The following is a 13,176-nucleotide window of genomic DNA, read 5'->3' as shown; positions in this document are numbered from 1 at the left end:
TTGAACGTCGCGACCTCTCCCGATCGGCCGAACGACAAAGCGGCGGTTGCCCCCGCGTCGCTTCGTCGCTATGTGCCCGGCAACGCCCTCCTTACCCGGACAGAAACCCGTCGCATGTTCACTTTTCTTCTCGTCGTGCAGGCCATCGTGGCCGCCCTGCTGGTCACCGTCATCCTGATGCAGAAGTCGGAAGGCGGCGGGCTGGGCGTGGGTGGTAGCCCGGCTGGCTTCATGTCGGCGCGCGGCGCGGCGGATTTCCTCACCCGGTCCACCTCCATCCTGGCGACGGTCTTCGTGCTGTTGTCGATCGCCATGGCGGTGATCGCGGCGGTGCGCCATGCCCCGACCGACATCGACACCTCCCTGGTGCGGCAGGCGCCGACGAGCCAAAGCGCGCCCGCGGCCGGCACCGTCGATCCGCTGGCCGGTGCAGCTGATTCGGTCGGCAATGGTGCGGCGGCCAACGGCGCGGTTCCCCTCGCCAACTAAACCGTTCATCGACATCGCTGATCTTTTTTAAGCGCGCGTGGATTCGCGCGCTTGCCCTTTGTTGTTCCGAAAGGCTAACCCTTCTCTCCCATGGCGCGGTATATATTCATCACCGGCGGCGTGGTCTCCTCGCTCGGAAAAGGCCTCATGGCCGCATCCCTTGCAGCGCTGCTGCAAGCGAGGGGCTATCGCGTCCGCATTCGGAAATTCGACCCCTATCTCAACGTCGATCCGGGGACCATGTCCCCCTATCAGCATGGCGAAGTCTATGTGACCGATGACGGGGCGGAAACCGACCTCGACCTTGGCCATTATGAACGCTTTACCGGCGTTTCCGCGCGCCAGTCGGACAATGTCACGCAGGGCCGCGTCTATCAGACGATCATCCAGCGCGAACGGCGCGGCGATTATCTGGGCGCAACCGTACAGGTCATTCCACACGTCACGGACGAGATCAAGGCGTTCGCCCTCGCCGATACCGACGGTCTCGACTTCGTCCTGTGCGAGATCGGCGGCACCGTGGGCGATATCGAATCGCTGCCCTTCATGGAGGCGATTCGCCAGCTGCATAACGACCTCGATCGTGGCCAATCGATCTTCGTCCATGTGACGCTGGTGCCCTACATCGCGGCGGCCGGCGAATTGAAGACCAAGCCGACCCAGCATAGCGTCCGCGAACTGACCTCGCTCGGCATCCAGCCGGACATCTTGCTGTGCCGCTGCGAACATCCCTTGCCCGAAAGCGAGCGCAAGAAGATCGCGCTCTTCTGCAACGTGCGTCCCGAAGCGGTGATCCCCGCGCTCGACGCCTCCAGCATCTATGCCGTGCCCCAGCAATATCATGCCGAAGGGCTGGACGCCGAAGTCCTGCGCGCCTTTGGCATCGATGATGCGCCTGAGCCCTCGATGGAGCGGTGGGACGACATCATGGACCGGCAGCAGAACCCCGAAGGCGAAGTGACGATCGGCGTGGTCGGCAAATATGTCGGCCTGCTCGACGCCTATAAATCGCTGCACGAAGCGCTCCACCATGGCGGCCTTGCCAATCGGGTGAAGGTCAACATCAAGTGGATCGACGCGGAACTGTTCGAGGAAGCGGATTCGGACATCACCGCCCGGCTCGAACCGATGCACGGCATCCTGGTCCCCGGCGGCTTCGGCGTGCGCGGGTCGGAAGGCAAGATTGCCTCGGTCCAGTTCGCGCGCGAACGCGGCGTGCCCTTCTTCGGCATATGCCTCGGCATGCAGATGGCCTGCATCGAAGGCGCGCGGAACACGGCGGGCATTGCCCATGCCTCGACCACCGAATTTGGCGAAACCAGCGAGCCGGTTGTCGGCCTCATCACCGAATGGATGAGCACCGAGGGCTTGCAGAAGCGCACCGCCGAAACCGACCTGGGCGGCACCATGCGGCTGGGCGCTTATCCCGCCAAACTGACCGGCAATAGCGTCGTCGCTGGCGTCTATGGCACCACCGAAATCAGCGAACGGCACCGCCATCGCTATGAAGTCAATGCCGGCTATCGCGAGCCACTGGAAAAGGGCGGGCTGCTCTTCTCCGGCATGTCGCCGGACGGCACGCTGCCCGAAATCGTCGAACGCCCCGACCATCCCTGGTTCGTCGGCGTCCAGTTCCACCCGGAACTGAAATCCAAACCCTTCGACCCGCATCCCCTGTTCGCCAGCTTCATCGAAGCGGCGGTCAAGCAGAGCCGGTTGGTGTAAAGAAAAAGGGAGCGCTTCGACGCTCCCTTTTTTTGTCGGCGTTCAGGGACGGGCGGCGTCGAACAGATGGCGATATTGGCGCGGCTGGCACCGCAGATATTGGTTGGGCGCCTTGACGGTGGCACCCAGATGCGCCGCCGCATGCCATGGCCAGCGTGGATCGTAGAGGATGGTCCGCGCGATCGCGATCATATCCGCGTCTCCCGTCCCGACAATCGCTTCGGCCTGCTCGAAGTCGGTGATCAGGCCGACGGCGACGACCGGTATGGACACGGCCTGCTTTACCGCGCGGGCCAGAGGCACCTGATAGCTTGGACCAACCGGTATCGCTTGATCGGGATGCAGCCCGCCGCTCGACACATGGATGGCCGCGCAACCCCGCGCCTCCAGCGCTTTGGCGAAGGCGATGGTCTGCTCGATATCCCATCCGCCCGCCACCCAGTCCGTGCCGGACACACGCATCGTCACCGGCTTGTCGGCAGGGAAGGCCGCGCGGACGGCATCGAAGATTTCCAGCGGTAGGCGCATCCGATTGTCCAGCGTGCCGCCATAATCATCGTCCCGCTGGTTGGAGAGGGGCGAGAGAAATTGATGCAGCAGATAACCATGCGCGCCGTGCAATTGGATGGCGTCGATGCCCAGATGATGCGCGCGTTTCGCTGCGCTCACAAACGCCTCGATCAGCTTGGCAATGCCATCGCGATCCAGAGCGCGCGGCGCAACGCTACCGGGCGTGAAGGGCAGGGCTGACGGAGCAACGGTCTGCCAGCCATTGACCGCGTCCGGCGCAATTTGCTTGCCCCCCTGCCAGGGGACGTGCGTCGATGCCTTGCGACCGGCATGGCCCAACTGAATCGCAATCGGCATGTCGGAATGGCGGCGCACGCTGTCCAGCACCTGTTGCATCGCCGCTTGGGTCGCATCATCCCACAACCCGACATCGGCATGGCTGATCCGGCCTTCGGGCAATACGGCACTGGCCTCGATCGTCAGCAATCCCGCGCCGGACAGCGCCAACTGCCCCAGATGGATCTGATGCCAATCATTCATCTGGCCATCGACGGCCGAATATTGGCACATCGGCGCGATGACGATGCGGTTGTCCAGTGTCAGGCCGCCGACCGTTATCGGCTCGAATAATTTGGGGCCACTCATGCGCTACCTTTCGAATGGTGAAGCCTTCCGGCACTTTGCCCTCGACCGCACGGATCGTCGATCGAGGGCATTGCGCTTATCGTCAGCGCTTGGGCGTCAGTTTCAACAACCGGCCTTGTGAGCCATCACCGCCATCCTCCAGCACCCACAGCGCGCCGTCCGGCCCCTGGTCGACATCGCGGATGCGCGCGCCCATGTCCCACTGATCGCCCTTGGCGGCATTGTCGCCGTCCAGCTTGACCCGGACCAGCGCCTTGCTCGACAGGCCGCCGATGAACAGCGATCCCTTCCAGGCCGGGAACATATCGCCCGAATAATAGAGCAGGCCACCCGGCGAAATCACCGGATTCCAGCTGACCTTGGGCGCTTCGAAGCCATCGCCCGGCTTATGGTCGGGAATGTCGCGGCCGTCATAATGGCTGCCGTTCGACACGGTGGGGTAGCCATAGTTGAGGCCCGGCTTGATGAGGTTCACCTCGTCGCCGCCCTTTGGCCCCATTTCCTGCTCCCACAGGCGGCCATCGGCGTCAAAGGCGATGCCGAGCAGGTTGCGATGGCCATAGGACCAGATGGCGGGATGAAAGCCCTTGGCCGCCAGCGGATTGCCTGCCGCCGGGGTGCCGTCGGGATTGAGGCGCAACACTTTGCCCAGGGTCGATTTGGGGTCTTGGGCCGGATCGAATTTCTGCCGCTCGCCATTGGTGAAGAACAGATATTTGCCGTCGGGCGAAAAGGCGACGCGCCCGGAATAATGGCCATTGCCCTCGACATAGGGGCTGGCGCGGAAAATTACCTGCACGTCGGTCAGGCTGGTCGTCCCGTCGCTCGCCTGCGCAAAGCCGCCCTTAGCCAGCGCGACGCCCTTGCCGCCGTCACGGCTTTCGGAAAAGCTGAAATAGACCATCTTGTCCTGCGCGAAGCCAGGCGACAGGACGACGTCCATCAATCCGCCTTGTCCGGCGCTATCGACGGTCGGGATGCCCGCGATCGGGATTTTCGTGCCATTCTTGGGATCGAACAACAGCATCTCGCCCGCCTTCTCCGTCACCAGCGCGCGGCCGTCGGGCAGGAAAGTCATCGCCCAGGGCGAATCGAAATCCGCGATGGTGGCGGTGGCAAAGGGCTTGTCGGCAGGCGCGGCCGCATTCTGGCCCGTGGCGTTTTCGGCCGAACAGGCCATGAGGATGAGGGGCAGGGCGGTCATGGCTATACGGCGCATCGCGATCTCCGGTTATGAGCGTTCACAGGTGGGTCTTGAGCGATAGAATGAGTGGCGACGATTAATGTTGCAGATTTAATGGTGTCCGCCTATATCGGCCTTGCTTCCTTACATCGTCAAACATGTCAGGGTCGCAGGCTACCAGCCTGCGGCAGCGAAAGCGCGCATATATCTGGATTTGGAGATCGCATGGCGGACATCGCCGCACTGACAGCGTTGATCGAACCTGAGGCGAAGGCTTTGGGCTTTGACCTTGTGCGGATCAAGCTGTTCGGATCGGGCGATGATCGCACGCTCCAGATCATGGCCGAACGGCCCGAAACCAAGCAGTTGGTGATCGAGGATTGCGCGGCTTTGTCGCGCCGCCTGTCCGATTTGCTGGATGAGGTCGATCCGATCGAGGAAGCCTATCGCCTCGAAGTCAGTTCGCCCGGCATCGACCGCCCGCTCACCCGCCTGCACGACTTTGTCGAATGGGGCGGGTTCGAAGCGCGCATCACCGTGACCGAGGCGATCGAGGGGCGCAAGACCTTCAAGGGCATCCTTGGCGGGGTCGAGGGCGAGGATATTCAGTTTCGCGATACCAAGGCTGGCGACGTCGTCATCCCCTTCGGCCTGATCGATGGTGCCAAGCTGGTGCTGACCGACGCGCTGATTTCTGCTACCATGCCGCTTTCCTCCGATGGGGCGGATGAATTTGAAACCGAAGAATAAGGGTTCATAAGTCATGGCCAACGCCATTTCCGCCAACCGGGCAGAACTGATCGCCATCGCCAATTCGGTGGCGTCGGAAAAGATGATCGACAAGGCCATCGTCATCGAGGCGATGGAGGATGCGATCCAGCGCGCCGCGCGCGCCCGCTATGGCGCTGAAAATGACATCCGTGCCAAGCTGGACCCGGAAACCGGCGACCTGCGCCTGTGGCGCGTGGTCGAGGTGGTCGACACCGTCGAGGATTATTTCAAGCAGGTCGATCTGAAGGCCGCGCAGAAGCTCAAGGCGGACTCGGTCGTCGGCGACTTCATCGTCGATCCGCTGCCCGCCATCGACTTGGGTCGTATCGACGCCCAGTCGGCCAAGCAGGTGATCTTCCAGAAGGTCCGCGATGCCGAGCGTGAGCGTCAGCATGAAGAATTCAAGGACCGCGTGGGTGAGATCATCACCGGCGTCGTGAAATCCGTCGAATTCGGCCATGTCGTCGTCAATCTCGGCCGGGCCGAGGGCGTCATCCGCCGCGACCAGCAGATCCCGCGCGAAGTCGTCCGGGTCGGTGACCGGATTCGCTCGGTCGTGCTGAACGTCCGCCGCGAAAATCGCGGACCGCAGATTTTCCTGTCCCGCGCCCATCCCGAATTCATGAAGAAGCTGTTCGCGCAGGAAGTCCCCGAAATCTATGACGGCGTCATCACCATCATGGCCGCCGCCCGCGATCCGGGCAGCCGCGCCAAGATCGGCGTCATCAGCCGCGATAGCAGCATTGATCCGGTCGGCGCCTGCGTCGGCATGAAGGGCAGCCGCGTGCAAGCCGTCGTGCAGGAAATGCAGGGCGAAAAGATCGACATCATCCCTTGGTCGGAAGATACCGCGACATTCGTCGTCAACGCGCTGCAGCCCGCGCAGGTCAGCCGTGTCGTCATCGATGAAGAAGAAGAGCGGATCGAAGTGGTCGTCCCCGACGACCAGCTCAGCCTCGCCATCGGCCGTCGCGGCCAGAATGTCCGCCTCGCCAGCCAATTGACCGGCAAGGCGATCGACATCATGACCGAGGCTGACGCCAGCGAGAAGCGCCAGAAGGAATTCGTGTCGCGCTCCGAACTGTTCCAGAACGAACTGGACGTGGACGAAACGCTCTCGCAGCTGCTGGTCGCCGAAGGCTTTGGCGAGCTGGAAGAAGTCGCCTATGTCAGCGTCGAGGAACTGGCCGGGATCGAAGGTTTCGACGAAGACCTCGCCGCCGAACTGCAGAATCGTGCGCAGGAAGCGCTTGATCGTCGGGAAGCCGCTGCGCGTGAAGAGCGTCAGGCGCTGGGCGTCGAAGATGCGCTGGCCGACATGCCGCACCTCACCGAAGCCATGCTGGTGACGCTGGGCAAGGCGGGCATCAAGACGCTCGACGATCTGGCCGACTTGGCCACCGACGAACTGGTGCAGAAGAAGCGCGTTGATCAACGCCGCCGCAAGAGCGAAACGACCGAGGACAAGGGCGGCATCCTGGCCGCCTACGGCCTGTCGGACGAGCAGGGCAATGAGATCATCATGGCCGCCCGTGCGCATTGGTTCGAAGACGAGGAAGCCTGAGCCAAGATGCCATTTGTCGATATCCGTCTGGCCGGCACGGCAACCCGCGCGCAAAAAGCCGCGATCGTTGCCGACGTCACCCAGTCGCTCGTTGAGCGGCTGGGAAAGCCTGCGGCTGCGGTGCAGGTGGTGATTTCGGAGATTTCGACCGAGAATTATGGCGCGGCGGGTCAGCTTCTGGCTGACCGCGCGCCGGTTGTAGCTTTATCAAGGGAGGACGCCAATGTTGCGGACACTCCCCGATGAGCGTTTAGGCCTATCCAATAGCGTTGGGGTTGCCAGTTCATCCGTTTTGGCGGAGGGGCAGGCATGACCGAACGCAAATGCATATTGACCGGCGACCGCGCCGACCCCGACCATCTCATCCGCCTGGCCATCGGCCCGGAGGATCAGTTGCTCCCCGACCTGCGCGCCAAGGCGCCGGGACGCGGTGCCTGGATCGGCGTGTCGCGCGCCGAACTGGAAGTGGCGCTGGCCAAGGGCAAGTTGCGCGGGGCCATCGCCCGCGCTTTCAAGACCGGCGAACTGGCGATCCCCGACGATCTGGCGGAGCAAATCGAAACCGGGCTGCGCCGCGCGCTGCTTGACCGGCTGGGGCTGGAATCGCGCGCGTCGATGCTGCTGACCGGATCGGAAAAGATTGACGTCGCCTGCCGCAAGGGCCAGGTGCGGTTGCTGCTCCACGCAATGGATGCGGCGCCTGACGGCAACCGCAAACTGGACCAGGCGCTGCGCGTCGGACAGGAAGCGGAAGGCACGGATCTTGCGGGCATCGTCTTGCCTGTGGACCGCAACGCCCTATCTATGGCAATGGGGCGCGACAATGTCGTCCATATCGCAGTGACCGACTCGCGTGCGGCGTCGCGTCTGCGTGCGGCCATCGGCCGATTGGAAAGCTATCTGGGTTGCGCTGCTGAGGCGCCTGTGCATGGGGAGCCACGCTCCACCGATGCGCCGGGCGTCCAGGCAAACGTATAAATAAGGCGTCGGCGGGCCTATCCGGCCGAAGCGGAAGTGAAGGGTTAAGTTCGATCGTATGAGTGACAGCAAGGAAGACAAGCCGGTTCTGGGCCGCAAGCCACTGGGCATCAAGCGGACCGTGGAATCCGGTCAGGTGCAGCAGCAGTTCAGCCATGGCCGCAAGAATACGGTCGTGGTCGAAGTGAAGCGGCGCCGCGTCCTGGGCAAGCCGGGCGAAAGCACCGGTGGTGCGCCCGCTGCCACGCCGCAGGCTGATCCTGCGCCGACCGCCGCCGCCGCTGCGCCTGCCGCGCCGCGTCCGGCTGCGCCCCCTCCGCCGCGCCAGCAACAGCCGGTGCGCACCGCGCCGCCGCAGAGCCTGATGTCGCGTCAGGAATTGCAGGCCAAGCTGCTGCGTGAGGCCGAAGAAGCCCGCATGAACGCGCAGGAAGAGGCGCGTCGTCGTGAAGATGCCGCGCGTCTCGCCGCGATCGAAGCCGAAAAGCGCCGCGCCGAAGAAAATCGCCAGGCCGCCGAAACCGCCGCGTCCGCGCCAGCGGTCGAGGAAGCGCCTGCGCCTGAACCGACGCCCGTCGCCGAAGCGCCCGCCGCGCCGCAGGAAGCTGTGGCTGCTCAGCCCGCTGAAACGCCGGTCGAGCCCGACGCTGGTGCCGCTGCTGCGCCGACCACGGCCGCACCGCCGCCGCCGCGCCGTTTCACCCCGGTTACGCCGGTCAAGCGTCCCGAACCGACCAAGCCGGAACGCGCGAAGAAGGGCGAAGATAATCGTCGCCAGGCGGGCAAGCTGACCGTCACCAAGGCGCTGGCCGATGACGACAGCGCGCGCGCCCGCAGCCTTGCGGCGCTCAAGCGTGCCCGTGAAAAGGAACGCCGCGCGCATTATGCCGGTGGCTCCAAGACGCGCGAGAAACAGTCGCGCGACGTGATCGTGCCGGAAGTCATCACCGTGCAGGAACTGGCCAACCGTATGGCCGAAAAGGGCGCGGACCTGGTCAAGTCGCTGTTCAAGATGGGGCAGGCGGTCACGCTCAACCAATCGATCGATCAGGATACCGCCGAATTGCTGGTCGAAGAATTCGGCCACCGCATCCAGCGCGTGTCCGACGCCGACATCGAAATCGGGATCGAGGGTGAGGCCGATGCGGTCGAAGCGCTCAAGCCCCGTGCGCCCGTGGTCACGATAATGGGCCATGTCGATCACGGCAAGACGTCGCTGCTCGACGCTCTGCGCGGCACCAGTGTCGTGTCGGGCGAAAGCGGCGGCATCACCCAGCATATCGGCGCCTATCAGGTGACGACGAAGAAGGGCGATGTCATCACCTTCCTCGACACGCCGGGCCATGAAGCCTTCTCGGAAATGCGTGCCCGTGGCGCGAACGTCACCGATATCGTCATCCTGGTGGTGGCGGCCGACGACGGGCTGATGCCGCAGACGATCGAAGCGATCAACCACACCAAGGCGGCCGGCGTGCCGATGATCGTGGCGATCAACAAGGTCGATAAGCCCGACGCGAACCCGCAAAAGGTGCGTGAGCGCCTGCTGAGCGAGGAGATCGTGGTCGAGGATATGGGCGGCGACGTTCAGGACGTGGAGGTTTCGGCACTCAAGAAGACCGGCCTCGACGAACTGATCGAAAAGATCCTGCTCCAGGCCGAACTGATGGAGTTGACCGCCAATCCCGATCGCGCGGCCGAAGGCAATGTGATCGAGGCGCAGCTCGACCGGGGCCGTGGTGCGGTCGCGACCGTGCTGGTGCGCAAGGGCACGCTCAAGGTCGGTGACACCTTCGTCATCGGCGCTGAGAGCGGCAAGGTGCGTGCGCTGATCAACGACAAGGGCCAGCAGGTGAAATCGGCCGGACCATCGACCCCGGTCGAGATATTGGGCCTGTCGGGCGTGCCTATGGCGGGCGATCAGATGACGGTCGTGGAGAATGAGGCGCGTGCCCGTGAGGTCGCGGCCTATCGCCAGGAACAGATCACCCGCAAGCGGACGGCATCGGTGCCGACCAACTTCGAAAATATGTTCTCGGCGCTCAGCACCAAGGTCATCGAATATCCGGTGGTCATCCGCGGCGACGTGCAGGGATCGGTCGAAGCGATCGTCAGTGCGCTGAACCGCATTTCGACGGACGAGATCAAGGTGCGTATCTTGAGTTCGGGCGTCGGCGCGATCACCGAAAGCGACGTCACCCTGGCGTCCGCCAGCCGTGCGCCGCTGATCGGCTTCAACGTGCGTCCCAATGCCAAGGCGCGTCCACTGGCGATCCGCGAGAAAATCTCGCTGCGCTATTATGACGTGATCTACGATCTGCTCGAAGAAGTGCGGAACGAAATGGCGGGCCAGCTCGCGCCGGAACGCATCGAAACGATCGTCGGTCGCGCCGAAGTCCTGCAGGTCTTCCCGGCCGGCAAGAAGGACAAGGCGGCAGGCCTGCTCGTCATGGAAGGCATCATCCGCAAGGGGCTCAATGCGCGCCTCACCCGCGACGATGTCATCGTGTCGAAAACGGTCATCCACTCGCTGCGGCGCTTCAAGGATGATGTGTCCGAAGTCCGCGCGGGCATGGAATGTGGTGCGGTGTTGCAGGACACCAACGACATCAAGGCCGGCGACACGCTCGAACTGTTCGAGGTCGAGGAACGCGTTCGTACGCTGTGATAGGAAAGACGTGGCCCTGGCTTCGGCCGGGGCCATGAGGATGATATATGTCCAGTCAGAATGAAGGTCCAAATGTCCGCGCGCTGCGCGTGGGCGAACAGGTGCGGCACATCCTGTCCGAAATCCTGCAACGCGGCGACGTGCATGACGATGTGCTGGCCAAGCATGTCGTGAGCGTCACCGAAGTGCGCATGTCGCCCGACCTGCGCCACGCCACGGTTTTCATCAAACCGCTGCTGGGCCGGGAAGAGGAGGCGGTGCTAAAGGCATTGCGCACCAACACCGCCTATTTCCAACGCGAAGTCGCATCGCGCACCCGGCTCAAATATGCCGCCAAGATCAAGTTCCTGGCCGACGACAGCTTCGACGAAGGCAGCCATATCGACAAACTGCTGCGCGATCCCAAGGTCGCGCAGGATCTGGTCAAGGATGACGCAGACGAGGATTGACTTGGCTAACGGTAAGACGCATCTTACCGTCATGAACGCCAAAACGACTCTTTCGGCCAAGGGCCAGATTGTCATCCCTAAGGATGTGCGGGACCAACTCGGCTTTACGTCGGGGCAGGTGTTCGACGTCGTGCCGATGGGTGGGGGCGTGCTGTTGAATCCCCAGCACAAAAAGTCCGGTCGCAGCTTCGAAGACATCATGGTGGGTATCAAGGCCCGTTACCAGCATCAAGGGCCGCCCGTTTCTATTGAAGACATGGACCAGGCCATCACGCAGATGTTCCGCGACCGCCAGGACTGATGGCAGCGGCGATCGATACAAATGTGCTGGTGCGCTTCCTAACGGGCGACGACTTGGCGCAAGCGGCTGTCGCGGCTGACCGGATCAGGCAGGGGTTTATCTTATTGCCGACCGTATTGGTCGAAACGGAGTGGGTATTGCGCGCGAGCTATGGATGGCCGCGCGAGCGTATCGCGGCAGCCTTGCTTGACGTAATCGATCTACCGGAAGCGTTGGGGCAACCGGCCCGCATAGATTGGGTTCTGGATCGCTTTGCCGCTGGTGCTGATTTTGCTGATATGATGCATGTGTCGATGGCCGCCGAGGCGGACATGTTTTTGACATTCGACCGGCGGATTGAGCGGACGGTGGGGGATTCGCCTCCCGTCGCCGTCATGACGTTGACATGATATCGGGGAATCCAACCATGCGGGCGTTGCTGCTGTTCTGTGCACTTTTGGCATGCACCTTTATCCCGGCCAATGCCAAAGAACCTGCCATCCACTCCGCCGTCACCAGCGATCCGTCCCCCGACGCGGCGTACCCAGCGGGCATGAGCGCCTTCGTCATCCCTTCGGGCGACGGCGCGATGAACGCGGTTCTCTACACCGCTGCGGGCGGCGGGCTGCATCCCACATTGCTGCTCCTCCACGGCTTCCCCGGCAACGAACAAAATCTGGACCTGGCCCAAGCGGCGCGCCGTGCCGGGTGGCATGTTCTGACGCTCCATTATCGCGGGTCATGGGGTAGCCCCGGCGATTTCTCCTTCGGCGGCGCGTCGGACGATGCCTTCGCCGCGCTCCAATTTCTGCAACAGCCCGCCACCGTCGCGAAATATCGTATCGACACCAGCGCGATCGTGGTAGCCGGGCACAGTATGGGCGGCTTCATGGCCGCCGATGTCGCCGCCGCCGAACCGCGCGTGGCGGGCCTTTTCCTGATCGACCCATGGGATCCCGCCCAAACGGTCGCCTCGCTCGCAACCCCGGAGGGCGCCGCGGCGTGGCAGGCGGAGGTGGCCAGCGACCTGCCGCCGCTCCAAGGCGCGACCTATGACGGGCTGACCAGCGAAATCCGCGATCGCGGTGACAAGTTCGACCTTGGCCGCCGCATGGCCGCCTATGGCCGCCGCCCGCTCAGCATCATCGGCGCGGAAAAGGGCATCGGCGATCAGGCGCGCAAGGCGGCGGCCGATGCGCAGGGCGCCAATCCGCAGGCCCGGCTGACCGTCTGGCCGACCGACCATAGTTTTTCCGACAGCCGGATCGCGCTCGCCGATGCGCTGGTGCGCTTCCTGTCGCGCGTCGCCCCGACCATCCGGTAAGCGACCATGGCGAAGCTCTATTTCTACTATAGCTCGATGAATGCGGGCAAATCGACGACGTTGCTGCAATCGGACTTCAACTATCGCGAACGCGGCATGGAAACGATGCTGTGGACCGCTGCGGTGGATGATCGCTATGGCCGGGGGCGGATCGTGTCGCGGATCGGGCTGGAGGCGCAGGCGCATCTGTTCGAGGCTGACACCGATATGTTCGCCGCCATCGCCGCGCGCCATCACGACACGCACCTCTCCTGCGTGCTGGTGGACGAGGCGCAATTTCTAAGCCGCGCGCAGGTCTGGGCGCTGGGGCGGGTGTGCGATGAACTCGGCGTGCCGGTGCTGTGCTATGGCCTGCGCACCGATTTCCAGGGTGAATTGTTCGAAGGCAGCGCGCAGTTGCTGGGGCTGGCCGACAGTCTGAGCGAGATCAAGACGGTGTGCGATTGCGGGCGCAAGGCGACCATGAACCTGCGCGTGGACGGGGAGGGGCGGCCGATCCGGCGGGGCGAACAGACGCAGATCGGCGGCAATGATCGCTATGTCGCCTTGTGCCGCCGTCACTTCATGGCGCAGATGCGGGGCTGACAGCGGCC

At 63.5% G+C, this 13,176-nt stretch carries 14 protein-coding genes; 12 read left to right on the top strand and 2 right to left on the bottom strand.

The features are described 5' to 3' along the window. The first annotated feature begins 114 nt into the window (after positions 1-114). Together secG and BSY17_RS06310 are read left to right on the top strand one after the other, a co-directional pair. Positions 115-489: a preprotein translocase subunit SecG gene (gene secG / locus BSY17_RS06315; RefSeq protein WP_069066823.1), complete on the top strand. Its 375-nt coding sequence runs from the start codon at positions 115-117 to the stop codon at positions 487-489. 90 nt (positions 490-579) lie between these two features. Beyond that, positions 580-2,214, top strand: coding sequence for a CTP synthase (locus BSY17_RS06310; protein WP_069064859.1), 1,635 nt, complete (start codon positions 580-582; stop codon positions 2,212-2,214). 42 nt (positions 2,215-2,256) lie between these two features. On the opposite strand, the gene BSY17_RS06305 is transcribed toward BSY17_RS06310, so the two are convergent. Both BSY17_RS06305 and BSY17_RS06300 read right to left on the bottom strand, forming a co-directional pair. After that, positions 2,257-3,369: an NADH:flavin oxidoreductase/NADH oxidase gene (locus tag BSY17_RS06305; RefSeq protein WP_069064858.1), complete on the bottom strand. Its 1,113-nt coding sequence runs from the start codon at positions 3,367-3,369 to the stop codon at positions 2,257-2,259. A gap of 82 nt (positions 3,370-3,451) precedes the next feature. Beyond that, positions 3,452-4,588, bottom strand: coding sequence for a PQQ-dependent sugar dehydrogenase (locus BSY17_RS06300; RefSeq protein WP_069064857.1), 1,137 nt, complete (start codon positions 4,586-4,588; stop codon positions 3,452-3,454). A 189-nt stretch (positions 4,589-4,777) separates the two neighbouring features. On the opposite strand from BSY17_RS06300, the gene rimP reads away from it, so the two are divergent. The 10 genes from rimP (at position 4,778) to BSY17_RS06250 (ending at position 13,168) form a co-directional block, all read left to right on the top strand. Continuing rightward, positions 4,778-5,302 carry a ribosome maturation protein RimP gene (gene rimP / locus BSY17_RS06295; RefSeq protein WP_069064856.1) on the top strand — a complete coding sequence of 175 codons (525 nt, stop codon included), beginning with the start codon at positions 4,778-4,780 and terminating at the stop codon, positions 5,300-5,302. Between the two features lie 13 nt (positions 5,303-5,315). Then, entirely contained in the window at positions 5,316-6,887 is a 1,572-nt protein-coding gene (gene nusA / locus BSY17_RS06290) for a transcription termination factor NusA (RefSeq protein ID WP_037473774.1), read from the top strand. A gap of 6 nt (positions 6,888-6,893) precedes the next feature. Further along, positions 6,894-7,133, top strand: coding sequence for a tautomerase family protein (locus BSY17_RS06285; protein ID WP_037473771.1), 240 nt, complete (start codon positions 6,894-6,896; stop codon positions 7,131-7,133). A 63-nt stretch (positions 7,134-7,196) separates the two neighbouring features. Then, on the top strand, positions 7,197-7,865 hold the full coding sequence (locus tag BSY17_RS06280; protein WP_037473768.1) for a DUF448 domain-containing protein: 669 nt from the start codon (positions 7,197-7,199) through the stop codon (positions 7,863-7,865). Between the two features lie 58 nt (positions 7,866-7,923). After that, on the top strand, positions 7,924-10,530 hold the full coding sequence (gene infB / locus BSY17_RS06275; RefSeq protein WP_069064855.1) for a translation initiation factor IF-2: 2,607 nt from the start codon (positions 7,924-7,926) through the stop codon (positions 10,528-10,530). A 47-nt stretch (positions 10,531-10,577) separates the two neighbouring features. Next, positions 10,578-10,979 carry a 30S ribosome-binding factor RbfA gene (rbfA, locus tag BSY17_RS06270; protein WP_037473764.1) on the top strand — a complete coding sequence of 134 codons (402 nt, stop codon included), beginning with the start codon at positions 10,578-10,580 and terminating at the stop codon, positions 10,977-10,979. 1 nt (position 10,980) lies between these two features. Further along, positions 10,981-11,280 carry an AbrB/MazE/SpoVT family DNA-binding domain-containing protein gene (locus BSY17_RS06265; protein ID WP_237236439.1) on the top strand — a complete coding sequence of 100 codons (300 nt, stop codon included), beginning with the start codon at positions 10,981-10,983 and terminating at the stop codon, positions 11,278-11,280. Beyond that, positions 11,280-11,669 carry a type II toxin-antitoxin system VapC family toxin gene (locus BSY17_RS06260; protein WP_037473762.1) on the top strand — a complete coding sequence of 130 codons (390 nt, stop codon included), beginning with the start codon at positions 11,280-11,282 and terminating at the stop codon, positions 11,667-11,669. Before BSY17_RS06265 ends, BSY17_RS06260 begins: the two co-directional genes overlap by 1 nt. A 17-nt stretch (positions 11,670-11,686) precedes the next feature. After that, positions 11,687-12,583 carry an alpha/beta hydrolase family protein gene (locus BSY17_RS06255; RefSeq protein ID WP_069066822.1) on the top strand — a complete coding sequence of 299 codons (897 nt, stop codon included), beginning with the start codon at positions 11,687-11,689 and terminating at the stop codon, positions 12,581-12,583. A 6-nt stretch (positions 12,584-12,589) separates the two neighbouring features. Then, positions 12,590-13,168, top strand: coding sequence for a thymidine kinase (locus tag BSY17_RS06250; RefSeq protein WP_069064854.1), 579 nt, complete (start codon positions 12,590-12,592; stop codon positions 13,166-13,168). The last annotated feature ends 8 nt before the right edge of the window (positions 13,169-13,176 follow it).

Origin of the sequence: Sphingobium sp. RAC03, assembly GCF_001713415.1 — a bacterium.
In the GTDB taxonomy this organism is placed as follows: domain Bacteria; phylum Pseudomonadota; class Alphaproteobacteria; order Sphingomonadales; family Sphingomonadaceae; genus Sphingobium.
Note: the sequence above shows the minus strand (reverse complement) of the source record. Positions and strands in the feature narration are given on the sequence as shown.